Origin of the sequence: Gordonia sp. OPL2 (genome assembly GCF_003797825.1) — a bacterium.
In the GTDB taxonomy this organism is placed as follows: Bacteria; Actinomycetota; Actinomycetes; order Mycobacteriales; family Mycobacteriaceae; genus Gordonia.
This window is the reverse complement of the sequence record NZ_RKME01000048.1, coordinates 1-23,842: the sequence shown is the minus strand read 5'-3', so window position 1 is coordinate 23,842 and position 23,842 is coordinate 1. Positions and strand designations below refer to the sequence as shown.

At 67.4% G+C, this 23,842-nt stretch carries 24 protein-coding genes; 12 read left to right on the top strand and 12 right to left on the bottom strand.

Annotated features, from left to right (window positions below):
* The coding region (locus EEB19_RS25680; protein WP_187590162.1) for a YibE/F family protein at window positions 1-1,400 on the bottom strand (1,400 nt) is incomplete at its 3' end.
* Window positions 1,401-1,422: 22 nt separating this feature from the next.
* Entirely contained in the window at window positions 1,423-2,004 is a 582-nt protein-coding gene (locus EEB19_RS25675; protein WP_187590161.1) for a TetR/AcrR family transcriptional regulator, read from the bottom strand.
* A gap of 121 nt (window positions 2,005-2,125) precedes the next feature.
* Between EEB19_RS25675 and EEB19_RS25670 the strand changes: the two genes are divergently transcribed.
* The gene (locus EEB19_RS25670; RefSeq protein ID WP_187590160.1) at window positions 2,126-3,820 is read left to right on the top strand and encodes a nitroreductase family deazaflavin-dependent oxidoreductase; all 1,695 of its coding nucleotides are present in this window, start codon (window positions 2,126-2,128) and stop codon (window positions 3,818-3,820) included.
* Between the two features lie 117 nt (window positions 3,821-3,937).
* Here the strand turns inward: EEB19_RS25670 and EEB19_RS25665 are convergent, their stop codons facing one another.
* A complete protein-coding gene (locus EEB19_RS25665; protein WP_187590159.1) occupies window positions 3,938-5,380 on the bottom strand; it encodes an LLM class flavin-dependent oxidoreductase in 1,443 nt (480 codons plus the stop codon).
* Between the two features lie 95 nt (window positions 5,381-5,475).
* Here EEB19_RS25665 and EEB19_RS25660 point away from each other — a divergent pair, with 95 nt between their 5' ends.
* On the top strand, window positions 5,476-5,982 hold the full coding sequence (locus tag EEB19_RS25660; protein WP_187590158.1) for a DinB family protein: 507 nt from the start codon (window positions 5,476-5,478) through the stop codon (window positions 5,980-5,982).
* On the opposite strand, the gene EEB19_RS25655 is transcribed toward EEB19_RS25660, so the two are convergent.
* Complete coding sequence (locus EEB19_RS25655; protein WP_187590157.1) at window positions 5,983-6,399, bottom strand: DUF6764 family protein; 417 nt, start codon at window positions 6,397-6,399, stop codon at window positions 5,983-5,985.
* Between the two features lie 112 nt (window positions 6,400-6,511).
* On the opposite strand from EEB19_RS25655, the gene EEB19_RS25650 reads away from it, so the two are divergent.
* Window positions 6,512-7,471, top strand: coding sequence for a cation diffusion facilitator family transporter (locus EEB19_RS25650; protein WP_262365922.1), 960 nt, complete (start codon window positions 6,512-6,514; stop codon window positions 7,469-7,471).
* Window positions 7,472-7,516: 45 nt separating this feature from the next.
* Entirely contained in the window at window positions 7,517-8,449 is a 933-nt protein-coding gene (locus EEB19_RS25645) for an LLM class F420-dependent oxidoreductase (RefSeq protein WP_187590156.1), read from the top strand.
* Here the strand turns inward: EEB19_RS25645 and EEB19_RS25640 are convergent.
* Window positions 8,442-9,080, bottom strand: coding sequence for a TetR/AcrR family transcriptional regulator (locus EEB19_RS25640; protein ID WP_187590155.1), 639 nt, complete (start codon window positions 9,078-9,080; stop codon window positions 8,442-8,444). The two genes, EEB19_RS25645 and EEB19_RS25640, sit on opposite strands and share 8 nt — an antisense overlap.
* 61 nt (window positions 9,081-9,141) lie before the next feature.
* On the opposite strand from EEB19_RS25640, the gene EEB19_RS25635 reads away from it, so the two are divergent.
* Window positions 9,142-9,663, top strand: a complete 522-nt coding sequence (locus tag EEB19_RS25635; RefSeq protein ID WP_187590154.1) for an ester cyclase — start codon at window positions 9,142-9,144, stop codon at window positions 9,661-9,663.
* Window positions 9,664-9,676: 13 nt separating this feature from the next.
* Here EEB19_RS25635 and EEB19_RS25630 read toward each other — a convergent pair whose 3' ends face one another.
* From EEB19_RS25630 to EEB19_RS25620, 3 genes are read right to left on the bottom strand one after another with little or no spacing between them, the layout of a single operon-like run.
* Complete coding sequence (locus EEB19_RS25630) at window positions 9,677-10,414, bottom strand: pirin family protein (protein ID WP_187590153.1); 738 nt, start codon at window positions 10,412-10,414, stop codon at window positions 9,677-9,679.
* Window positions 10,411-10,881 (bottom strand): MarR family winged helix-turn-helix transcriptional regulator, encoded by a 471-nt coding sequence (locus EEB19_RS25625; protein ID WP_187590152.1) that lies wholly within the window; start codon window positions 10,879-10,881, stop codon window positions 10,411-10,413. Before EEB19_RS25625 ends, EEB19_RS25630 begins: the two co-directional genes overlap by 4 nt.
* A complete protein-coding gene (locus tag EEB19_RS25620) occupies window positions 10,878-11,849 on the bottom strand; it encodes a pirin family protein (RefSeq protein WP_187590151.1) in 972 nt (323 codons plus the stop codon). The genes EEB19_RS25625 and EEB19_RS25620 overlap by 4 nt, the downstream gene beginning before the upstream one ends.
* A 205-nt stretch (window positions 11,850-12,054) precedes the next feature.
* Here EEB19_RS25620 and EEB19_RS25615 point away from each other — a divergent pair, with 205 nt between their 5' ends.
* On the top strand, window positions 12,055-12,462 hold the full coding sequence (locus tag EEB19_RS25615) for a hypothetical protein (protein WP_187590150.1): 408 nt from the start codon (window positions 12,055-12,057) through the stop codon (window positions 12,460-12,462).
* A 23-nt stretch (window positions 12,463-12,485) separates the two neighbouring features.
* Window positions 12,486-13,319: an alpha/beta hydrolase gene (locus EEB19_RS25610; protein ID WP_187590149.1), complete on the top strand. Its 834-nt coding sequence runs from the start codon at window positions 12,486-12,488 to the stop codon at window positions 13,317-13,319.
* A gap of 62 nt (window positions 13,320-13,381) precedes the next feature.
* Here the strand turns inward: EEB19_RS25610 and EEB19_RS25605 are convergent, their stop codons facing one another.
* Entirely contained in the window at window positions 13,382-14,947 is a 1,566-nt protein-coding gene (locus tag EEB19_RS25605; RefSeq protein ID WP_187590148.1) for an alpha/beta hydrolase family protein, read from the bottom strand.
* 179 nt (window positions 14,948-15,126) lie between these two features.
* On the opposite strand from EEB19_RS25605, the gene EEB19_RS25600 reads away from it, so the two are divergent.
* A complete protein-coding gene (locus EEB19_RS25600; RefSeq protein ID WP_187590147.1) occupies window positions 15,127-16,332 on the top strand; it encodes a lipase family protein in 1,206 nt (401 codons plus the stop codon).
* Window positions 16,333-16,483: 151 nt separating this feature from the next.
* The gene (locus EEB19_RS25595) at window positions 16,484-17,893 is read left to right on the top strand and encodes a carotenoid oxygenase family protein (protein ID WP_187590146.1); all 1,410 of its coding nucleotides are present in this window, start codon (window positions 16,484-16,486) and stop codon (window positions 17,891-17,893) included.
* Window positions 17,894-18,045: 152 nt separating this feature from the next.
* On the opposite strand, the gene EEB19_RS25590 is transcribed toward EEB19_RS25595, so the two are convergent.
* Window positions 18,046-19,470: an aldehyde dehydrogenase family protein gene (locus EEB19_RS25590; RefSeq protein WP_187590145.1), complete on the bottom strand. Its 1,425-nt coding sequence runs from the start codon at window positions 19,468-19,470 to the stop codon at window positions 18,046-18,048.
* Window positions 19,471-19,629: 159 nt separating this feature from the next.
* Between EEB19_RS25590 and EEB19_RS25585 the strand changes: the two genes are divergently transcribed.
* Window positions 19,630-19,950, top strand: a complete 321-nt coding sequence (locus EEB19_RS25585) for a putative quinol monooxygenase (RefSeq protein WP_187590144.1) — start codon at window positions 19,630-19,632, stop codon at window positions 19,948-19,950.
* Between the two features lie 118 nt (window positions 19,951-20,068).
* Window positions 20,069-21,211 carry a TDT family transporter gene (locus EEB19_RS25580; protein ID WP_187590143.1) on the top strand — a complete coding sequence of 381 codons (1,143 nt, stop codon included), beginning with the start codon at window positions 20,069-20,071 and terminating at the stop codon, window positions 21,209-21,211.
* A gap of 41 nt (window positions 21,212-21,252) precedes the next feature.
* Here EEB19_RS25580 and EEB19_RS25575 read toward each other — a convergent pair whose 3' ends face one another.
* The gene (locus tag EEB19_RS25575) at window positions 21,253-22,419 is read right to left on the bottom strand and encodes an MFS transporter (RefSeq protein WP_187590142.1); all 1,167 of its coding nucleotides are present in this window, start codon (window positions 22,417-22,419) and stop codon (window positions 21,253-21,255) included.
* Between the two features lie 69 nt (window positions 22,420-22,488).
* Here EEB19_RS25575 and EEB19_RS25570 point away from each other — a divergent pair, with 69 nt between their 5' ends.
* Complete coding sequence (locus EEB19_RS25570) at window positions 22,489-23,391, top strand: alpha/beta hydrolase (protein ID WP_187590141.1); 903 nt, start codon at window positions 22,489-22,491, stop codon at window positions 23,389-23,391.
* A 3-nt stretch (window positions 23,392-23,394) separates the two neighbouring features.
* On the opposite strand, the gene EEB19_RS25565 is transcribed toward EEB19_RS25570, so the two are convergent.
* A complete protein-coding gene (locus tag EEB19_RS25565; protein ID WP_187590140.1) occupies window positions 23,395-23,616 on the bottom strand; it encodes a hypothetical protein in 222 nt (73 codons plus the stop codon).
* Between the last annotated feature and the right edge of the window lie 226 nt (window positions 23,617-23,842).

Here is a 23,842-nt window from a genome sequence, read left to right as displayed (position 1 = left end):
GTCGAGGACCGTGGTGGTTCGGGCGCCGGGCGGGGTTTCGACTCTCGGGTGGGGCCGGATGCCGCGCGGGCCGATCCTGTCTCGATCATCCCGGCCGGACGGGCCAGGGCCGCGGCGATGACCGTCGTGAGCGGTACCGACAGCGCGATCGCGATGCCGCCGACGAAGGAGCGGGCCAACTCGACGGCGACGGCGTCGGTGGTGATCAGAGAACCGAATGGTTGCTGCGCCACCGAGAAGAGCAACAACAATGGCAATGCGCTTCCCGCATAGGCGAAGACGAGGGTGTACACGGTGCTGGCGATGTGATCGCGGCCAACCCGCATCGCCGCCCGGAACGTTGCCAATCGGGTGGGTTCCCCCGCTGCGGCGAGCTCGAAGGCCGCCGAGGCCTGGGTGATGGTCACGTCGTTCAAGACGCCCAGGGTGCCGATGATGAAGCCTGCCAGCAGCAGTCCGCTGATCGAGATGCTGCCCTGGTACACCTGCAGATTGGTCGTCTGATCGCCCGAGAGGCCGGTCAGGTGCATCGTCTCGATGGCCAGCCAGCTCAGCACGCCCGCGAGGACGAGGGACATCAGGGTGCCCAGGAGTGCGGAACTCGTGCGGAGGCTGACACCGTGGGCGAGGTACAGCACGACGAACAGGATGGCCGCCGACGACACGACCGCGACCGCGACCGGTGACTCGCCGTCGAGGATCGCGGGCAGGGTGAAGAACCCGAGGACGAGGAACGCGAACACCAGGCCGACGATGGATCGCAGACCGCGCCACGCCGCGACGAGCACCACGGCCCCGACGAACAACAGTGCCCAGATGATCGTCGGGACCGTCCGGTGGAAGTCGAAGAACGTGTAGCGGGTGTTGCCGTCCGGGCCGGGGACGACGCTCAGTCTGATCTTGTCGCCGACCGCGAGAGTCGGTTGACCGGCCTGAGGTTGGTCGAGTTGGTCGGCAGGTGGCGCCACGGCACCCGGTTCCGATCCTGACTGTGCCCGATTGGTGGGGATCTCGAGCAGCGTGTGCCGTCCCTGATCGTCGCCACTGTCGATCTGCACCGTCGTCTCGATGCAGGGACCGTCGGCGGCGTTGCCCTCGATCTGGAACTCGGCGTCGTCCTGCACCGTCCCGGCCAGCGGGTTCAGGCATTGGGCACGCTGCTGGTCGACGACGTGGGCATCGACGGTCTGGATCGAACCACCGTCGGCTGACCGGAACTGCATGGGGATCGGATGGTCGCTGCCGGACGGCCAGAGCACGACGGCCCCCGCAACGACGCCCACGCCGATCACGGCGAGAGTGATGATGACGAACCAGCGGGCGAACGGTGACAGCACCGCGGGGATCTCGGACAGGCTGTGTGAATGGCCGTGCCCGTGACCGTGTCCTGGATGACTCACGACGACACCCTATCCAAGGCTGTCAGGCATCACCCGGGTCGTGAGGCGAGGAGGCGGGCAGGTGCGCCGCGACGAGGTCGTTCAGACGGGCGGCGACTTCCAGGAGCGGGCGCGTGGATCGCTCCGCCTGGGCCATGATGACCGCACCCTCGATCGCCGCCACGATGGTGATGGCGAGGGACTCGGCGAGCTGCGGGTCGACGCCGTCGGCGACGAGACGTTCGGCGCTGACGGTGCGCCAGTCGGCGAACACCTCGACGGCGACGTCCGTCGCTTCCGGCGCTGAGTGACGTCCCAACGCGGCGGCGACCACCGGGCAGCCTGCGTCGAAATCCGAATCGATCAGAACCGATGACCACATCTCGGCGAACGCCCCGATCGGATCGGGCGTGCGCATCAGCGTTCGCATGATCGTCGTGATCGCCTCGCCCGACATCCGCGTCGTCGCGCACACGAGTTCGGCCTTCCCACCGGGGAAGTTGAGGTAGATGGACCGGCGCGCCACACCGCTCTTCTTCAGGATGTCGGCGATGCCGGTCCCGGCGACGCCGTAGCGCCGCATCAGATCTGCCGTGGCGCCGGTCAGCTGATCGCGGACCGCCATGAGCTGTCCATCCTTTCGGGCCGACGGATCAAAGGCCCTTGAAATATACCATTCGGTCTACTACGGTCGCCAGGTAGACCGAGCGGTATACAGCGCCCGGGACCACATACCCAGGAGTGAGATGACCACCACCGTGTCGCTGTCGACGCCGCTGACACTGCCCTCGGGCCGCGTCCTTCCGAATCGCCTCATGAAATCGGCCCTCAGCGAGGGCCTCGGTGACGGCGACGCCGGACCCGACGTCCGGCTCGAGCGTCTCTATTCGCGCTGGGCCACTGGGGAATACGGACTGGTGGTGACCGGGAACGTGATGGTGGACCGTCGTTACCTGGGTGAGCCCGGGAATGTGGTGATCGAAGACGATCGACATCTGGACGCGCTCGCCCGCTGGGCGAAGACCACCCAGGATGGTGGTTCGCCGATCTGGATGCAGCTGAATCATCCTGGACGTCAGGCGAACCCATTGACAACCACGGGTCAGATCGTCGCCCCGTCGGCGGTCCGTCTCGCGATCCCCGGCATGCCGACGCCCCGTGAACTCACCGACGCGGAGATCGACGACATCATCGTTCGATTCGCCACGGCTGCCGCGGTCGCCGAATCGGCCGGATTCGACGGCGTGCAGATCCACGGCGCGCACGGCTACCTGATATCCCAGTTCCTCTCACCGCGGTCCAATCGGCGCGAGGATCGCTGGGGTGGCTCCATCGAGAACCGGACCCGCTTCGCGCTCGAGGTGATCCGACGGGTCCGCGCCGTGGTGCGGCCCGGGTTCGGTGTGGGCATAAAACTCAATTCCGCCGATTTCCAGCGCGGAGGGTTCTCCGAGGACGACTCGCGGGCCGTCGTCGAGATGCTCGCCGCCGAGTCGCTGGACCTCATCGAGATCAGCGGGGGCAGTTACGAATCCCCGGCGATGATGGGACGTCCGGTGGCGCGGGCGAGCACTCAGGCGCGCGAAGCGTACTTTCTGGAGTACGCGGTCACCGTCCGCGGCCTCACCGCGGGAATCCCGCTCGCGGTGACCGGCGGCTTCCGCTCGCGCACGGCCATGGCCGACGCTCTCGCCGAGGGCGCGTGCGACATCGTGGGGATCGGCCGGCCGACGGTCACGACACCGCGAGCGGGGCGCGAACTGATCACCGACGGCGCGCACCGGTTGGAGGTGCCACTGTTGTCGCTTCCGGTGCCGGCGAAGGCGGCGAGCGCTGCATCGATCCGGTCGATGGAGGGGGCCCTCGATCTGCAATGGCACACCGACCAGTTGCACCGCATGGGCGACGGTCTCGACCCCGACCCGCGACGACCCCTGTGGCGGACTGCGATCACCACGGTTCGTCGCAACGGCATCGATGCACTGCGCACTACCCGCGGTCCCGCCGCCACACGATCTGCGGTGCGCAAGTTCCGCTTCGAACGTGCAGTGGGCCGTCATGTGATGAATCCGGCGGTGGCGTTCCTGTCGCGAATCGGAGTCACCACGCATCTGGCGACCGACCTCGAGACCATCGGTCGCCGATCGGGGCAGGCGCGGATCGTGCCCGTCTCGGCCGCCTTCGACGACGACGGCGCGTGGGTCATCAGCCAGCACGGTACCCGGTCCGGATGGGCGATCAACGTCGCCGCGGATTCTCGGGTACGCATCCGACAGGGAACCCGATGGCGCAGGGGGAGTGCCGAATTCGTCCCGGGCGACGATGTCGACGCCCGCGCTCGGACGTTCGCGACCAGACCGCTGTTCGCCGGCATCACCGCGGCCGGATTCCGCGCGCTGCAGAGCGACCCGATCTCGGTGCGGATCACCTTCCTCGACTGACCGTCACGAGAATCGAAGACCGACGATGAACGACGAAGTCGACACGACGACCGGCGCCGCCGAGGCATGCAGTCCATCGTCGAGCGACGGGTGGCAGCCGTCACCGGCCGGTGACCTCTAGCGAGTGGGAGCGAGCGCTCCGACCGTGCGGATCGAATCGTCGATCGTCGACAAGGGTCCGTCCACCCGATACGCGGCTCCCCGATGGTTGTCAGGGAGATGGTCGCCACGGCCGAACAGTTTGTGCCGCAATGTTCCCGGCGCGTACGTGCGGTCGTATACGCCGCGCCTCTCCAACGCCGGGACGACGTGGGTGACGATGTCCTCGAACGAGCCCGGCGTGATCGCGTATGCGACGTTGAACCCGTCGACGTCGGTCTCGGCGACCCACTCCTGCAGGGATTCGGCGATCTCGTCGCCGGACCCGATCAGTACCGGTCCCATTCCGCCGATACCTCCCCATGCCGCGATGTCGCGCACGGACCACTCCCCGCCCGACTCCGAGGCCTGCTGGAACGCCGCCACGGCCGACTGGATCGCGTTGCTCTCGACATTGCCGATGGGCTCGTCGAGGTCGTAGGAGGCGAGGTCGATGCCCATCCACCCGGACATGAACACCAGCGAGCCCTCGTCGCTCGCGTAGCGCTGATACTCGGCTGCCTTGGCCCGCGCGGCCTCGGGGGTCGAGTCGGTGATGATCGTCAGCAACGTATAGATGCGAGCGTCGTACGGGTCGCGGCCGGCGGTCACCAGCTCCTCCCTGATCTGTGAGACGACCTCTCGCAGAATCGCTTTGGTGGGCGCGGCGACAAAGATCGCCTCGGCGTTCTGCGCGGCGAACCGCCGACCGCGCGGTGACGCGCCGGCCTGATAGATGACCGGTGATCCCTGTGGCGACGGCTCGGACAGATGGATGCCTGGCACGGAGAAGTGCTCACCGCGATGGCCGATGTGGTGCACCTTCGCGGGATCGGCGAACACTCCATGTGCCCGGTCGCGGCGGACCGCGTCACGCTCCCACGATCCCTCCCACAGCTTGTAGAGCACGGTGAGGTATTCATCGGCGTGGTCGTAGCGCGCATCGTGGGCGAGTTGGTCCTCCTCGCCCATGTTCCGCGCCGCGGCGGGCAGATAACCCGTGACCACGTTCCACCCGATGCGCCCGCGTGTGAGGTGGTCGAGGGTGGAGAGACGACGGGCGAACGGATAGGGGTGTTCGAATCCGGTTCCGGTGGTGATGCCGAATCCGAGGTGTTCGGTCGCGTGTGCCATCGCCGAGACGAGCAGCACCGGATCGTTCACGGGGATCTGCGCGCCCTGCCGGATCGCGGCCTCGTCGGTACCGGCGTACACGTCGTAGGTGCCGAGCACGTCGGCGATGAACAGGCCGTCGAATCCGCCGCGTTCCAGCAGCGTCGCGAGGTCGACCCAGTAGTCGATGGTGTTGTAGTCCCACGACCGATCGTCCGGGTGACGCCACAGGCCGGGCGACTGATGGGCGACACAGTTCATGTCGAAGGCGTTGAAACGGATCTGGCGGGGGCGGGACTGTTCGGACACGCGTGCGATGGTGCGGCCCCGGTCGACGAGGCGCCAGCGTTTCGCGCACGACGAATCCAAGCAGCGCGTCGGAGTGCAGGAGTAGTAGTGGATGTATGCGATCCACCGACGTACTGATCGACGGGCTGACCCGTGTGTCCGAGAACGTCCACGCCGTGCTCGACGGCATCACCACCGAGCAACTCACCTACCGTCCGTCGCCGGATGCCAACACCATCGCCTGGCTGATCTGGCATCTCACCCGCGCCCAGGACGCACAGATCGCCGGGGTGGCGGACACCGACGAGGTGTGGACCGCGTCCGGATTCCACGACCGCTTCGACCTGCCGTTTCCCGCGTCGGCCTCCGGATACGGGCAGTCCCCGGACGAGGTCGCGCAGGTCGTCGTCGAGCCGGGACTGCTGGCCGAGTACTACGACGCGACCCACGAAGCGTCCGTCACCTATCTGAAGGGCCTGTCCGACGATGACCTGGACACGGTGATCGATGAGAACTGGGATCCGCCGGTGACACTCGGGGTCCGCCTCGTCAGCATCGTCGACGACGACGCCCAGCACGTGGGCCAGGCCGCGTATCTGCGCGGACTGCAGGCTGATTCGTAGCTAGGAGCGGCAGCCCTTCCACGTCTGGAAGTCGCCGGCGAATGCAGGGCCGCCACTGCAGGTGGGACCGTTCTTGCCGTCGACGGTCACGGTTGCCCCGGGCCCCGCGATCGCGATGGCCAGGCCCGGCTTCACGCCGTTCATGGTCACGGTGGCGCCCTTGCCGACAGCGATCGCGGCCGGTCCCGCGTAGTTGTCGCCGGTTGCGGTGGCGGTGCCTCCGTTGTCGGTGACGGCCAGCGTGAGTCCGGTCGGACCGGATGACGCCTCGCAGTTCGGCATCGTCGAGGTCTGACCCGGCAGTGCGGGACACACCTGAGGAGCGGCTTCCGCGGACGGAGATGCGGCGAGGGATACGCCGACGGCTCCGGCGGCAGCGATCATGAATCCGCCGACAACACGGGTGGTCTTACGCATGATGATCTCTTTCGGTCGCTGGTTGCGTACCCGGGAGTTCGGAGCCGAACCGACGGTGGATGGCGTCCCCGCCGAATCATCGGCGAACCCGCACGCGTGAGACGATCGTGCGATGACCACGAGTCAGCCGTCGACCGGCAACGACGCGCCGAGCGAGTCGATGATCACCGTTGTCATCGCGTTCTCCATGAATGTGCTCGTCGCCGTGGCCAAGAGCATCGCGGCAGCGCTCACCGGATCGGCGTCCATGGTGGCCGAGTCGGCGCACAGCTGGGCCGACGCGGGCAACGAGGTCTTTCTGCTGATCGCCGAACGACGGGGCAGCAGAGGGCGTGACCGGCGACATCCGTTCGGCTATGGACGCGAGACCTACATCTGGTCCATGTTCGCCGCGTTCGGACTGTTCACGGTCGGTGCCGTCGTCTCGGTGATGCACGGTGTCTCCGCGTTGACCGAGCCGGAGGCCGAGAGCGATTACCTGGTCGGCTACATCGTCCTGGCCATCTCCGCGGTGCTCGAGGCCGTCTCGTTCCTGCAGTCCGTCCGTCAGGCGACCGCAGGGGGCGAGCGATTCTCGATGCATCCGTTGAGATTCGTGAACCGCACGTCCAACACCACGCTGCGGGCCGTGTTCGCCGAGGACGCGGCGGCCCTCGTCGGATTGGCGATCGCCGCGCTGGGTATGGCGCTGCATCAGATCACCGGCAACGCGGTCTGGGACGCCGTCGGTTCCATTCTGGTCGGCATCCTGCTGGGTTTCATCGCCGTGTTCCTCATCAAACGCAACGGCGAGTTCCTACTCGGTCAGTCGGCCATGCCGACCACCCGTTCACAGATCCTGCGTGCACTTCTCGATCATCCCGACATCGATCGTGTGACCTATCTGCACGCCGAGTACGTCGGGCCCAACCGGTACTACCTGGTCGCCGCCGTCGACATCGTCGGCGATCTCGCCGAACACGACCTGGCCACACGTCTGCGCGGTCTGGAGGCCGAGATCGAGCTACGCGACAGCATCGTCGAGGCGGTCCTGACACTGTCGACGACCGAAGAGCCGTCGCTGACGCCCTGACCGCGGCGTGATCGGAGGATCAGGCGAACCGGTACGTTGGCTCACGTGGACCTCCGCATCTTCACCGAACCCCAGCAAGGCGCGACCTACGACGATCTGCTCCGGGTGGCCCGGGCCACCGAGGACCTCGGCTTCGACGCGTTCTTCCGCTCCGACCACTACCTCGCCATGAATGCCGACGGCCTGCCCGGCCCGACCGACGCATGGCTCACACTCGCCGGACTGGCCCGCGAGACCTCCAGGATTCGGCTGGGCACTCTCGTCACGTCGGTGACCTTCCGTCACCCGGGCCCGTTGGCCATCTCGGTGGCGCAGGTCGACCAGATGAGCGGTGGCCGCGTCGAATTGGGCTTGGGCGCCGGCTGGTTCGAGGCCGAGCACAATGCGTACGGGATTCCGTTCCCACCGCTGGGGGAGCGGTTCGATCGACTCGAGGAGTCCTTCGAGATCATCACCGGACTGTGGGGTACGTCCGAGGGACGCCGGTTCGATCATCAGGGTGCTCACTACCAGCTCACCGACTCGCCGGCGCTTCCCAAGCCGGTGCAGTCGCCGCGCCCACCGATCATCGTCGGCGGGGCCGGGAAGAAGCGGACGCCGGCGCTCGCCGCCCGCTTCGCCGACGAGTTCAACTGCGCATTCGTGCCCGCGGACACCGCGGCCGAGCAGATCGGCCGCGTCCGTGCCGCGTGCGCGAAAGCCGGACGCCGACCCGAAACGATGACCTACTCCGCCGCACTCGTCCTGTGTTGCGGGCGAAGCGAATCGGAGCTCGCCCGTCGTGCCGACGCGATCGGCCGCGAGGTCGGCGAGCTGCGCGAGAACGGTGCGGCGGGCACCCCGGACGAGGTCGTCGAGACCATCGAACGGTATCGCGAGGCAGGGATCAGCCGCATCTACCTGCAGACCCTCGACCTGACCGATCTCGATCATCTCGAGGTGATCGCGAACGAGGTTGCGCCACAGCTCGTCAGGTGAGTTCGGCGATCATCGCCCGCGAGATCCAGTCGCGATAACGATCTTTCGACCATCCGCGCTCCACCACGAGTAGCTCGTAGATCTCCGGCGAGATCAACGTCCACAGGGTGTCCCGAGCCTCCTCGACCGAGAGACCGTGCCGGAGGCCGCCGGACTCGGCGAGATGAGTCGCCAACATGGTCATCCCGCGCAGCCGTTGCTCGAGTGTCTGTGCCCATAACTCGGCCAGAGCGTCGTCCGAGCGTGCTCCGTCACGTATGACGAGCGTGAGTCGACCCGCCCGATCGCTGCGCGTGGCGGCCACCGCGGCGTACATCTCGAGCTTGGTGCGGATGTCGGGCTCGTCGTCGATCGCCCGTGACTCCGGACGATCGGCGACGGCGACGGGCTCGTCGTCGCCGGCCAGTGCCTGGTCGAACGCCACCTTGAGCAGACCGGCCTTGCCCCCGAACGACTTGTAGATGGTCTCGGCGGACACACCGGCGTCGGAGGCGATGTCTGCGATGGTCACGGAGTACCCGTGGCGTTCGAACATCCGGGTCGCCACCAGCACGATCTCGCGGCGCCGCTGCCGGGCCCGATCTCGTCGGCCGGTCGCGTCGTATCCGCGCTGTCTATTGACTCCAGTCACTCTGTAATGAATACTCGATTTTCAGTACAGTTCGTCTGGAATGAAATTCCCGGAGGTTGTGATGGGACAGGCAACCGATCAGATAGACGTCGCTGTTCGTGCGGTGACCATCATGGGCTGCGGAACTCGCGCCGAGTTCGAGGAGGTCACGCACCCGCAGATGGTCAACCGAGAGGCTGCCGCCGAACCCCCGGAGTGTCGGGGCGTCGGTCCGGACGCTGCGTGGGCCACCGCCATGTGGTTACGGTCCGCGTTCACCGGTCTGCGCCACGACGTGCAGAATGTGGTTGCCGCCGGGGACATCGTCGCCATTCACGCGACGATGTCGGGGACGCATACCGGGGCATTCGTCGTCTATGACGATGGCGGAGACGTGAAACAGGCGTTCGCGCCCACCGGCCGGACGTTCACGGTCACCCAGACCCATTGGTTCCGCATGAGTGACGGATTGTGTATCGAGCACTGGGCCAATCGTGATGATCTGGGAATGGGTGAACAACTCGGTTGGGTGCCTCCGTCGCCGCTCTATCTCCTGCGCTGCGCGCGTGCCAAACGCGCGGCGGTCCGGGCGCGTCGGAGTTGATCGTCGGCGAACATCAGGGAAGTCCGAACGACGCGTGCATCTCCCAGTACAGGATCTCCGCCGCCTCACCCGCCGTCAGCCGGACTCCGTCGGAATCGGTGAGACGAACCGCGTCACCCTGTTCCAGGCTGCCCACCCCGTCGACGACGACAGCCCCGGATGCGACATAGAGGTGCCCGAACGGGGATGCAGGGAACGTGGCTCCGCACCCGCGGTCGAGACGCGCGATATGCAGTGCCGCATGGCTGCTGGCGAGCGGGACTGCGGTGGTGCCGGCGTCGCGGGGTAGGCCGGACACGACGACGACCGGTTCGCCCGCGGACAGTTCTTCGGTGAAATCTCTTTCCGCGTAGCCGGGCTCGACATCGGTGTGATCCGGCGCGATCCACATCTGCACCACGCGAAGGGACTCGCCGTCTCGTCGTGACGATGCGTTTGCCTCTGCGTGCGTGATACCGCGCCCCGCCGACATCCGCTGGATCACACCGGGACCGAGGGTGCCACGGTGACCTCTCGAATCCCGATGGTGCAGCGTGCCCTCCAAGACCCAGGTCACGATCTCCGCGTCGTGATGGTGATGCATGTCGAGACCCTCGCCGGCGTCGACCCGATCGTCGTTGTGCACGAGCAGGACTCCGTGCGCATTCGCTGACAGATCGAAGTTTCCGGTCGCGGGGAATGACTGCCACGACTCGAGCCACTCGTTGCGCCAGTGGTGTCGCTGCGTCCCGCGGATCAGTTGTGTTGTCACGAGTGTGCTCTCGCATCGGTGAGGCGGCCGGACAGTCGGGTCATGATGTCGAGCAGGGCACGGCCGTCGGCGTCGGAGATCGCCTCGACGAACAACTCGTCGACGCACCGCGCATGATCGCGGGCCGCCGCACGGAAGGCGGTGACGCCGCACGCGGTGAGGACCGCGTAGCTGCCACGCCGATCCTCGTCGGCACGCTCTCGGCACAGCCAGTCGCGGCGGACCAGTGTGTCGATCTGATAGGACAGACGCGACGTCGAGAACACCAGGCGATCGGACAGCTCGCGCATGCGCAGGCGATGGTCGGGTGCGTCATGCAGCAGCATCAGCACCTGATAGTCCGCCAGCGACATGCCCGAGCCGGCCTTGAGATCGTCGTCGAGCACGGTCTGCAGCCGCGCGCTGGTCTCGATGAAGACCTGCCACGCCGCGCGCCGCGGATCATGTTGGGCAGCAGAGGAGGTCATCGCGAGGTGTGCGGCATCAAGGCGTCGGCAGGGATGACCCCGAGCCGTCCGGCCTGGAAGTCCTCCATCGCCTCGATGAGTTGTTGCCGCGTGTTCATCACGAAAGGCCCGTATTGGACGACCGGTTCGCGGATGGGTCGTCCGCCCAGGGCGAGGACCTCGAGCGCCGGCCGGTTGGAATCCTGGGTCTCGTCGGCGGACACCGTGATCCGATCCCCGGCACCGAGCAGAGCCAGCTGGCCCTGGCGAATCGGTCGTCCCTCCGCACCGACGGTCCCGCGGCCCGACAAGACGTACACCAGGGCATTGAAGTCGGGCCGCCACGGCATCGACAGTCGTGCCCCTGGCTGAATCGTCGCGTGCGCGAACGTGATCGGCGTGTGGGTCGAGCCCGGGCCGGTGTGGCCGCCGACGTCGCCCGCGACGATGCGGATCAATGATCCGGCGTCCTCGGAGGTCAGGAGCGCGGTCTGGGCGCCTTCCAGGTTCTGATATTTCGGGGTCAGGAACTTGTCGGCGGCCGGCAGATTAACCCAGAGCTGTATGCCGTGGAACAGGCCGCCGGAGTCGACCAGTTCCGCCGGCGGGGTCTCGATGTGCAGGATTCCCGATCCGGCGGTCATCCACTGCGTTGCGCCGTTCTCTATGAGGCCACCGCCGCCGGTCGAGTCCTGGTGTTGGAACCGCCCGTCGATCATGTAGGTGACGGTCTCGAAGCCGCGATGGGGATGCCACGACGTCCCTTTCGGTTCACCCGGCTCGTACTCGACCTCACCCATCTGGTCCATGTGGACGAACGGATCGAGGTCGGCCGCCGACACCCCGGCGAACGCGCGGACGACGGGGAATCCCTCGCCCTCGTAACCCCGCGGCCCGGTGGTGATGGACCGGACGGGACGCTCGACGTCGGTGGGCGCGGGTGAGGACAGTCGCGGCAGGGTCAACGTGTCGGCGGTGACGGCGGGCATGGTGAGCTCCTCTCGGAAGTAGCTCAATTTTGAGCTATGTGGGAGGAACGTCGGGACAGCGGAGGGTTATTCCGCGGCCGCAGTAATTCCCTCCCAGGCGCAGCGAGAGCACTCCGTACCGGTTATGCGCGACGACACGCCATCGTTGCCGCCGGCTCACGGCGAACGTCCACCGGGACCACGGTCCGCTGTGGATAATCACGGCATGGCCGACAAAGGTATCGACGCTCGTGGGACCGGTGGCGACGACCGACCGCAGGAGCGTCAGCGCTTCAAGAAGCTGGCCCAGGCGGCGCTGAACGCCGACGTCACCGTCGATCAGGTCGAGGGAATCCTCAGCGATCTCGGCGACGTGCTGATCGACATGAACAAGACCATCGGTGGGCTGGACGGTGCCATCGACACCCTCGACAGCACGTTGACCCGGTTGTCCGGGACGCTCGATCAGGTGGATTCCACCGTCGTGGCGATGGGCGACGTCGTCGACCGGCTCGAACGGGTCGTCAGCCGCGTCGAGGCTCTGGTGGGGATCGGTGAGGTGGCGATGCGGCCGCTCGGAGCGATCGAATCCGCGGGTCGGGGCCTTGCGTCCCGACTCGGCTTCACCCGCTGAGCGGAAGGGACACAATGGCCGACATGACAGTCGAAGAACGCACCTTCCGTGGACGCCACGGCGAGACCATCACCTATGACCTGAGTCGTCCCGACCGCACACCACGCGCAGCAGTGGTCATCGCGCACGGACTCGGCGAGCACGGCCGACGTTATGGCCACGTCGTCGATCGCCTCGTCGGAGCCGGCTATCAGGTGGCCGTTCCGGATCATCTGGGCCACGGACGATCCGGTGGCAAACGGCTACGCGTGCACGGGTTCTCGCAATTCACCGACGACCTGGGAACGGTGATCGACCAGACCGCGCTGTCCGATGCGCCGACGGTCCTCATCGGGCACAGCATGGGCGGATGCATCGCGCTCGACTACGCGCTCGACCACCAGGACCGCCTCGCCGGGCTGATCCTGTCCGGCGCGGCGGTGGTCCCGGGTGACGACCTGTCGCCGATCGCGATCAAGCTGGCCCCGTGGCTGGCGCGCGTCGCTCCCGGATTGCCGACCACCGCTCTCGACTCGACGAACATCTCCCGTGATGCGCAGGTCGTCGCCGACTACAACGCCGATCCGCTGGTGACACGGGCCAAGATCCCCGCCGATCTCGGTGCGGCGATGATCTCGACGATGCAGTCGTTCCCGCGTCGGCTCCCGTCGATGCACCTGCCATTGCTTGTCATGCACGGCGGCGACGACAAGCTCACCAGTCCGGCCGGCAGCGAGATGGTGGATCGTCTCGCGTCGTCGGAGGACAAGACGCTCGCCATCTACGACGGGCTGTATCACGAGATCTTCAACGAACCCGAGCAGGACCGCGTCCTCGCGGACGTGATCGACTGGCTGGACAAGCGGATGCCGGCCTGAGGGAGGGAAGGCCCCGTCAGGCCGGCATCTGTCCGGTCAGGTGAATCAGCGGGTCGGTTGGATCAGCGGGACGGTGTCGTCGTCGGCGCCGACGAGGAGCCCGCGTTCGGGATCACCGTCAGCGACTGCCCGGTGTCCGGTGCGGTGGGGACGTCGGACGTGCCCGGCGCCGATGGGGCGACCGCCTCGACAGGTGTGGTCGGCGCGATCGTGTCGTCGGCGGCAGCGCCGGCAGGCGCCTCGGAGGTCGCCTGGTCGGTTGCGCTCGAATCGGCGGCCGAGGACGCGGTCTCGGAATCGGTGCTCGTGCCCGACGCCTCGGAACTCGATGCCGTCGCCGACGACTCACCCGACGCGTCCGCGAGGTCTGCCGCGGCGAGAACCGGCGACGCCTTCGCGGCGACCAGGGCGGCCTGCGTCGCCTTGGTGGCACCGTCGGGATCGGGGGATCCGGCGGCACTGACCAGTTGGACCTTCTGGGTGACCGGTGGGTTGTTCCGCAAGGCGTCGAGCACGTGCGGTTTGCCGTCGGACAACGCGCGGCCCCAGTTCTCCCAGGTGTGGCCGCCGTAGTTGGGCAACGAGATGACCGAGGCCCCGGACTGGGCGGCCTGCAGCTGCATCAACACGGTCGACACGGCGGAGAGGATCTCCAGGGCGATCGCACTGATCTGGTCCTGCTGCGACAGTTTCGACATCTCGCTCGGCGTCAGGAATCCGTTGCCGGACGAGATGATCAGGACCTGGCCGTTCTCGGCGAGCTTGTTGACGTTCTTCGACGGGTCGTTGTCGGTCCAGCGCTGGCTGCCCGGCGCGCCCCACATGTTGAGGATGCCGTTGGTGTAGTTCGAGACCATGGTCTGGCTGGCGAAGACGCCGGCCGCACCCAGGGGGTTGTCGGTCTGGTAGTACCCGGACATCGCCTGGACGACCTTGAACTGCTCCGGATGGCGTTCGGCGAGGGTCACCGCCGGTCCACCCGACATCGACAGGCCGACGATCGCGTTGTTGTTCTTGCTGACGCCGAAATTCGCGGCGAGGTAGTCGGGGAGCTCGTCGGTCAGGAACGTCTCCTGCTTGATGGTGGTGTTCTTGTCACCGGCCCCGCCGTCCCAGTCGGTGTAGAACGACGACGCGCCGCCGACCGGCATGACCAGCGTGGTGTCGGTGCTGCCGTCGTAGACCTTGGCCGCCTGCACGTCGGTGGTCCAGGCCGAGCGGTCCTCGGCGGCCCGCATGCCGTCGAGGAGGTAGATCCCGTTGTCGCTGCCGTTGGACGCGCGGATCTGGACGATGACGAACTTGTTCTGCGACTTCGACCAGACCTTGCAGTTCTGTACGTAGTTGCCGGACTTGTCCCAGGTGCAACCTTCTCGCAGGACCTCGGGGTGACCGGTCAGTGCCGACGCGCGATTGTTGCCGGAGATGAGCGTGCTGATCCCGAAGAGGGCGACGCTCAGAATCGCGATCACCGCGACACCGGCGAGCTTGCGGCGGCCGCCGCGCGGGCGCCGTTTGACCGTGTCGGGCGCGGACTCGGCGGCGGCATCGGGCGCCACCTGCCATCCGTCGGGGATACCTGCGGGCTGCGACGACCCCGATGAGGGCGATTCGGGTGAGGTGGACATCTGACTCCTGACACACTTGCGCTGTTGAGACCCCGGCACACGAACGCCCCGCGGGGTACAGCCGTGTTGTCTCGTCTGTCGCGTCTCGACGCTCCGGCGTTACACCGGGCAGTGGCTCGACTACGCTGTGAAAACACTGTGAGACGGGCGGATTCGCGCCTACGGGAGATGGAGATCCGATGTCGAGACGATGGGTGATCGCGCTCGGCGCGGCCCTCCTTGTGGTGGTGGGGTTGCAGGTTCCGGTCGCCACGGCGGCCCCAGCTGCACCGCTGCCCAGCGCGGACCCGTTCTATCGTGCGGGACCCGGTCTCGGCGAGCATCGGCCCGGTGACGTGCTGCGCACCCGCCCGGCGCGGTTCGTCGCCCGCGGCGTGACGGTGCCGGTGACGTCGACACAGGTGCTCTACCGCAGCAACGACGACTTCCGCAGCCCGATCGCCGGCGTCACGACCATCCTGCGGCCAGGAGTGCCGAACGGCCGGATGGTGTCGTTCCACATGGCCTACGACGCCCTCGGCCCGCAATGCGATCCGTCGTACACGCTGCAGGGCAACAACCCGAGTCGCGCGGCGCAGTTCGAGGAGATCGCGATCGCGGGCTACCTCGCGGCGGGGTACACCGTCGTCGTCCCCGACTACGAGGGGCAGCGCCAGGAGTGGACGATCGGTCGGCAATCGGGATATCTCGCTCTCGACGGCATACGTGCCGCGCAGTCGGTCCTGCGGCTGCCGCGCTCCACACCCGTCGGGATGATCGGGTACTCCGGCGGCTCGGTCCCCACCGGGTTCGGCGCCGAACTCGCCCCGACCTACGCACCGGAACTCGCCGTCGTCGGGGCTGCGGCAGGCGGTATCCCGGTGGATCTCGCGCACAACCTGCCCTATGTGAGCGGCAGCAAGGACTGGTCGGGGGTCATGCCGGCACTGGTGGTCGCCTACCAGCGGGCCTACGACCTCGACCTCGCGTCGATCCTGTCGCCGTACGGGCAGCGTCTGGTGAACACGGTGAGCAGCCAGTGCATCCTCGATTTCGCCGCCGACTACCCAGGACTCACCGACGGTCAAATGCTGCGGGCCCCGTATCGCGGATTCCTGCAGGTGCCCGCCCTTCGATCGGCGATCGCCCGCAACGTGATGGGTACGGCCGGAACCCCGAACGCCCCGATGATGCTGGCCGTCGGGCAGAAAGACGCCGTCGGCGACGGGGTCATGGTGGCCGCCGACGTCGCCGGGCTCGCCCGCAGCTTCTGTGCACGAGGGGTACCGACGCAGTTCCACCGTTACCAGGGCGACGCGCACGGGGCCGCGTTCATCCCGTTCCAGCGTGACGCGGCGGTGTTCCTGAACGACAGGTTCGCCGGGAGACCGACCGGCGGATGCTGACGTCCTGACTCCGACGGGAGGTGGGACTCCCGGTGGCACCGAAATCTCCGTCAGATAACCGACGTCTGGGCATGGTGACAAGCGCATTCTGAGACGGCAGCGTGGGACGAGCCCCTCACGCAGACCCCTCCCGAGAAAGTGACGACCGCCCATGACCACGACCGCAGCCACCCCGCCCCGTCCCGCTCCCGTGGACATGGCCCACCACACCCATCTGTCGGGCGTCTTCGCGCCGCAGCGCGAGGAGGTCGACGTCACCGACCTCGAGGTCACCGGTGAACTCCCGGCCGATCTTCGCGGCAGTTATCTGCGCAACGGCCCGAACCCGCGGTTCGACCCGATCGGGTCCTACGTCTACCCGCTCGACGGCGACGCGATGGTGCATCGGCTCGAAATCGACGGCGCCGCGGCGCGTTACCGCAACCGGTTCGTGCGGACCCCGATGGTGCTCGCGGAGGAGAAGGCGGGCCACGCGATCTGGTCCGGCCTGACCGACGGCTACACGCCCTCGGCCGCGGAGGTCGGCCCGGAGCTGGCCGGCACATTCCGGCAACTGCCCGACATCAACATCGTCCGGCACGGGGGCAAGCTGTTCGCGATGGCCGAGTCCGACCAGCCGTACCGGCTGGACTGCGCCGATCTCGCGACCATCGGCCGCGAGAGTTTCGACGGTGCAATGCCGTTCGGTACGACGGCGCATCCGAAGATCGATCCGGAGACCGGCGAACTGGTCATCTTCAACTATGTGTTCGATGCGCCGTATCTGACGTGGTCGGTGGTCGGGCCCGACGGCGCGGTCAGTCGACCGCCGACCCCGGTCGACGGCGTCGACGCGCCGTTGATGATCCACGACATGGCGCTGACGTCGCGGTACGTGGTGCTGTTCTTGTGCCCGTTGATCTTCGACATCGACGGCATGCTCACCGGCGGTGGACTGTTGCAGTGGCGTCCGGAGCGCGGCACGCGGATCGCACTGGTCCCGCGCGACGGCAGCGCAGTCCGGTGGATCGACTGCGACCCGATGTGGGTGTGGCACTTCGCCAACGCCTTCGACACCCCGCAGTCGACGACGGTCACTGTCGACTACGTGCAGTGGACCTATCCGGGTGGCTTCGCCGACATGCCGCAACCTGCGTCGTCGGAACTGGTGCGTGCAGTACTCGACCCGGATAGGGGGACCATCGACCGCACCACCATCGGCGCCGCCGCCGATGTCGAGTTCCCGCGGGTCGACGATCGCCTGCTGACCCGCTCGCACACGCGCATCGCCACCGTCGGAGCGGGCGCGGGTGACGAGGGCGGGCGTGACAGCCTGTGGTTCCTCGACGTCGGCTCGGGAAGCGAAACCCGGTGGAGCCCGGGTGTTGCGATCGGCGAACCGATCTACATGCCCGGCTCGGAGCGCGACTACTGGGGCGCCTACGGCACCGATCCGGCCGACCTCACCTCGTACTTCTATGTGCTGTCGGCCGACGACCCGTCCGCGGGGCCGCTGGCCACCGTCAGGATGCCGATCCGGGTGCCGGCCGGCCTGCACGGGGCCTGGTTGCCCGCGGAGTGAGCGCGGGAGGACGGCCGCTCCGGGAGCGGTCCTCCGGACATCCGACCGGGCCGGTATTCCCGGAAATGCGCCCGCTGTAGGCCCGCCATCGACACATCGTCGACGACGGCCCTACAGCGGGCGGTTGTCCGGGGCGCTCTTCCGGGTTCAGATCAGGCGTCGTACCCGAGTAGCGACTTGACCTCGAGGAACTCGTCAAAGGCGTAGTCGCCCCACTCGCGGCCGTTGCCGCTCTGCTTGTAGCCGCCGAACGGGGCGACCGGATCGAGCTGGGCGCCGTTCAGCGAAATGGAGCCCGCGCGGATGCGGGAGCCCACCTTGCGCACCTCGTCGACGTCCTTGCCCGAGACATAGCCCGCGAGACCGTATTCGGTGTCGTTGGCGATCTCCACGGCATTGTCGACGTCGTCGTAGCCGATCATCACCAGCACGGGTCCGAACACCTCGGTGCGCGCGATCTCCATGTCGTTGGTGACATCGGAGAAGACCGTCGGCTTCACGTAGTAGCCGGTCGGCAGGTCCTCGGGACGCCCGGCACCGCCGAAGACGACGTTCGCGCCGTCGCCGACCGCGCGCTCGATGAGGCCCTGGATCTTGTCGAACTGCGCCTCGGACACCACCGGTCCGAGACGGACGTCGCCACTCGGGTCGCCGACGGTCAACGTGTCCTGCACGGACTTCGCCGCCTCGGCAGCCTCGGCCAGTCGTGCCGCGGGCACGAGCATGCGCGTCGGTGCGTTGCACGACTGCCCGGAGTTCATCATCACCGCGGCGACTCCGCCGGCCACGTTGGCCGCGAAGTCCTCGTCGTCGAGGATCACGTTCGGGCTCTTGCCGCCGAGTTCCTGCGAGACCCGCTTGACGGTCGGTGCCGCGTTCTTGGCGACCTCGATGCCGGCGCGGGTGCTGCCGGTGAAGGACACCATGTCGATGCCGGGGTGCGACGAGATGGCCGCGCCGACGCCCGGTCCGTCACCATTGACCAGATTGAACACACCGGCGGGAACGCCTGCGGCGTCGAAGATCTCGGCGACGATGGCCGCGCTGAAGGGTGCGATCTCCGACGGCTTGAGGACCATCGTGCAACCGGTGGCCAGGGCCGGAGCGACCTTGACCATGACCTGGTTCAGCGGCCAGTTCCACGGCGTGATGAAACCGCAGACGCCGATCGGTTCCTTGACGATGCGCGACGTTCCGCGATCCTCGCTGAACGCGAACGTCGGCAGCTGTGCCGCCGCGGTCATCAGATGGGCGAGACCGATGGGCACCTGCACGTTGTTCGACAATCCGCTCGGTGCGCCCATCTCCTCGGTCACGGCGGCGGCGAGGTCGGGCATCCGCTTCTGGTACTCGGCGACGACGGCGTTGAGAATGTTCACCCGTTCGTCGACGCTGGTCTGACTCCACGTGGTGAACGCCTTGCGGGCGGCATCCACCGCGGCATCGACGTCGGCGGCGGTACCGAGGGCGACGTGCCCGGCCGCCTTCTCGGTGGCGGGGTTGATCACGTCGACCAGATTGAGTTCGGCGGGCTCCACCCACTGGCCGTCGATGTAGAACTTGGAGATCTCGCGCATGTGTTCCTCCGTCTCGGCGCGGTGTTGTCGACACCACACTATGCCCGTCAGGGTGACATCGGTGCCAGGTTTGAGGAAACGTGTGTTGTCAGATGTATGGTCTCGTATTGAGACAGGTGACGGCGTCCGATCCGGTGGTGTGATCACTACGCTGGGGACATGATCTTCATCGTCGCGAAATGGCCGATCAAACCCGAGTTCGCCGACCAATGGCCCGAACTCGTCGCCGAGTTCACCGCCGCAACCCGGGCCGAGCCGGGCAACAAATGGTTCGAGTGGTCCCGCAGTCTGGAGGATCCGAACACCTACGTGCTCGTCGAGGCCTTCGACGACGACGCCGCCGAGGCGCACGTGACCAGTGCCCATTTCACGACCGCGACCAGCGAGTTGCCGAAGTACCTCCAGCGCACCCCGGACATCGTCAACTTCTCCCTCGAGCAGGACGAATGGTCACAGCTGGGCGAGATGTCCGTGGACTGAACCCGGCGGGTCGTCCCAGCCCCTGACGTCCCACAACCGTGTACCCACAACCTATGATTGTGGGCACACAACGACGAAGCGTCTACCGGCGACGATGCGGTCCGGCGACCCTTGAGTCATGACCGCAACGCTCCCCGCCGACACCACACCCGTCGCGACCCGGCGATTCCTCGGCGACCTCGACCATCCCCGTCAGGTCGTCGAACACATCACGCCGAACTGGTTCGCCGCGGTGATGGGCACCGGGATCGTCGCCAACGCCGCGGTGGCGCTGCCCGTGCACTCGGCCGCGCTCACCGGTTTCGCGACGGTCGTGTGGGTGTTGGCGTCGTGCCTGCTGGTCCTCATCGGAGCGGCGTTCACCGCGCATTGGGTGCGGCATCCCGATCAGGCTCGGCGCTACGCCTCCGATCCGGTGATGTCGCAGTTCTACGGCGCGCTCCCGATGGCCTTGTTGACCGTGGGTGCCGGGACCGTCCACCTCGGCGTCCCGATGCTGGGGCAGATGGCGGCGGTCTGGGTGGGCGGCACGCTCTGGGTGGCCGGCACCGTCATCGGCGTGACGACGGCGATCTGGGTCCCGTTCGCGATGATGACCACCGAGCGACGTCCCGAGGTGAAGGCGCTGCCGGCCTGGCTGATGCCCGTCGTTCCCCCGATGGTCTCGGCGTCCACGGGCGCCGCGCTGCTCGAGTTCATCCCTGAAGGCCAAGCGCGCCTGGGCATGTTGTCGCTGTGCTACCTGCTGTTCGGGATGAGTCTCGTCCTCGGCATGATGACGCTGACGATGATCTACGCACGCCTCCTGCACGGCGGGGTGCCGGTCGACAAGTCGGCGCCGACGATCTGGATCACGCTGGGCGTCGTCGGACAGTCGATCACCGCCGCGAATCTCCTCGGCGCCCACGCGGGTCTCGTGTTCGGCGGCGACAAGGCTCCGATCGCCGTGGGCCTGATGGTCTTCGGGATCGTGTACGGGCTGATCATGGGTGGCTTCGGCGCCGCGATGTTCACACTGGCCGTTGCGGTGACGGTGCGTAGTGTGCGCCGCGGGTTGCCGTTCGCCCTGACCTGGTGGAGCTTCACGTTTCCCATCGGCACGTGCGTCACCGGACTCAGCGCGCTCGGAGTGGCCGTCGGCTCGGCGCCGATCAGCGACCTGGCAGAGGCGCTCTACGTGGTGCTGCTGACCGCATGGGTGATCGTTGCGGCGCGAACCGCGAGGGGCGCGTTCGGTGGTCGGGTCTTCCTACCTGCCTGAGGTGAGTACCCCGAACCCCCTACGTCAGCGGTGACATCGGCTCATGCGTGCCGATGACGATGCAGACGAACCGCACGTCCCGCCGACGACGCGGCCGCGGCGAGAGCAAGCACCACCATCGGGGCGATCAGTCCGACCGTGGGGGCGATGGTGGTGAGCAGGACCGGCAGCCCGAAACCCAGATAGCACGCCACATAGAAGATGCCGGTGACCCCGCCGCGATGCGCCGGCGGCGTCATCGTCTCGACATCGACGAGTCCGTCGCGCAGGCACAGTCCGTAGGCGAGGCCGAGAACTATCGCGACAACGGCGAAGAACGTCATCGACGGATGCTCGCCCGCGATTGCCACGAGGATGAACCCGACTGCTGCCAACGCCGCACCGACGACACCGGCGACGGGGCCCGTGTGCAGGCGACGCACCACGAACTGGACGATGACCCCGGACCCGAGCCCCAGTGCAGCGGCCAGTCCCGGAACCCAAGCACCGCTGTGCCGATCGGCGATCCGTGCGGCCATCACCACCACCGCGACAGTGATCGACGAGAACACCCACAGCGCCATGGGCACCGACCACGACAGTGCGAGCGCCACAGACCGTTCACCGGTCTCGTCGATGTCGGACACCGGGTGGGCGTGTGCCGGCTCGACGGCTGGCGTGAGGAGCAGTCCCGCCGCCGCGGCCAGGAGGGAGACGATCCCGCTGACCGCGAACGGAACCGCAAGCCGGGCGGGTGCTAGTTCGGCGAGCAGACCGGTGATGACCGGCCCCATCGCGAAGCCGGTGGTGAGCAGTGCACCGGCGAGAGTGGCGCCGGAGCGCCCACGCAGGTCCGCCGCCCACGCGGTTCCGGCACTGATCGTCAGACCCGCGCCGAGTCCGACGACCAGCCGGCCGATGAGCACGCCCGTCTGGTCGTGCCACCCGATCATGGCCAGGTTGCCGACACCGGCAAGTGCGGCTCCCGTCAGCACCACGGGTCGTCGGCCGACCCGGTCCGACAGAGAACCGCCGCCGAACAGTCCCGGGAGCAAGCCCACGGCGTAGATCCCGAACGCCCCGTCGAGGACGGTCGCCGACAGACCCTCGTCCATCTTCAGGACAGGGATCATGGAGGCGAAGTGGTTGGCGCCCCACCCGGTCGTGAACAGGACCGTCAGGATGGCGGGCAGCGCATAGCGCTTCGGGTCGGGTGCGGCGGAAGTCATCGACGCAGATTCTGCCGGTAATAAGGTGGGCGAATCGAATCCGACATCGCAGGGAGAACGGAGGCGACCGTGGTCGTCGACCATCAGGAGTTCCATCCGGATCTGGCGCGCGCCGCGCGGGTGCTGCCGCGTTCAGTGGTGGGTCCGCGTTCGTTGCCGATCATCCGGTTCGTCCAGGGCACCCTGAGTCGGCTGCAGCGCAGCCCCGGAATCGAGGTGCGCTCGCTGCCTTCCGGGGGATCGGCGCGGATCATCCGGCCTGAGGATGCCGTGGCGCACGCCCCGGTCTTGGTGTGGATGCACGGTGGTGGATACGTCCTGGGGCAGGCCAAGCAGGACGATGCGCTGTGCCGCCGGTTCGCCCGCGTCCTCGGGGCGGTGATCGTGTCGGTCGACTACCGTCTGGCGCCCGACCACCCCTATCCGGCCGCTCTCGACGATTGCACCGACGCCGTCGACTTGGCCAGACGTCTCGACGGCGTCGATCCCGATCGGCTCGCGATCGGCGGCGCGAGCGCCGGTGGGGGACTGGCCGCACAGCTGGCGCTGCGTATCCGGGATCGGCGGGAGACGCCACCGGTGTTGCAGCTGCTGGTGTATCCGATGCTCGACGACCGCACAGGAACCGACGGGCCGGCCGCGCAGGAGCGGGGCTTCCGCATGTGGAACTCGCGGTCCAATCGGTTCGGGTGGTCGGGTTATCTCGGGGAGGCCGACCCCGGGCAGGTGGCGCCGGCCCGTCAGGACGATCTGACCGGTGTCGCCGACGCGTGGATCGGTGTCGGTGACCTCGACCTGTTCCACGACGAGGACCTGGTCTACGCCGATCGGCTCCGTGCGACGGGGGTGCCATGCGCGGTCGAGGTCATCCCGGGCGCCTTTCACGGATTCGATCTCGTCGATCCGGCGGCTCCGGTGTCACGAGAGTTCTTCCGCAGTCAGGTCGCGGCGCTGCGGGCCGCGTTCGCCTGACCGCTAGTGGATGCTGCTCGCCACGGCGACGACGACGCCGGCCAGCACGAGAACTCCCACCACGACGGCCGCAACGATTGCCCGCTGCCGTCGCTGATGCTGGATGGCATTGATGCCCAGCCCGATCCCGATCAGGATGGCTGCCGCGTAGGCCGCGATACCGAGGGTGAGGACGGCGGCGTTCGCGTCCGCCATCGCCACGGACGTCGTCGAGGAACCGGTCATCTGTCGAGTTGACCACACGCTTGCGTCATGGATGGCGGCAGGTGATGCGAGCGTGCGGGCGTTGTCTTGTCCTGGGGTGCGAGTGAGCGTGCTGTCTGGTCCCTGATCCGAAGAGTTCGGTGAGGTGAGTTGGGTAGCTGACCCCCTGGGGCATGCTGGAATGGGGTCGGTGGTTGCGACCCTGGTTGGCCGGTGTTTGGTTAGGCGACGTCTCGGGGTTCGATGG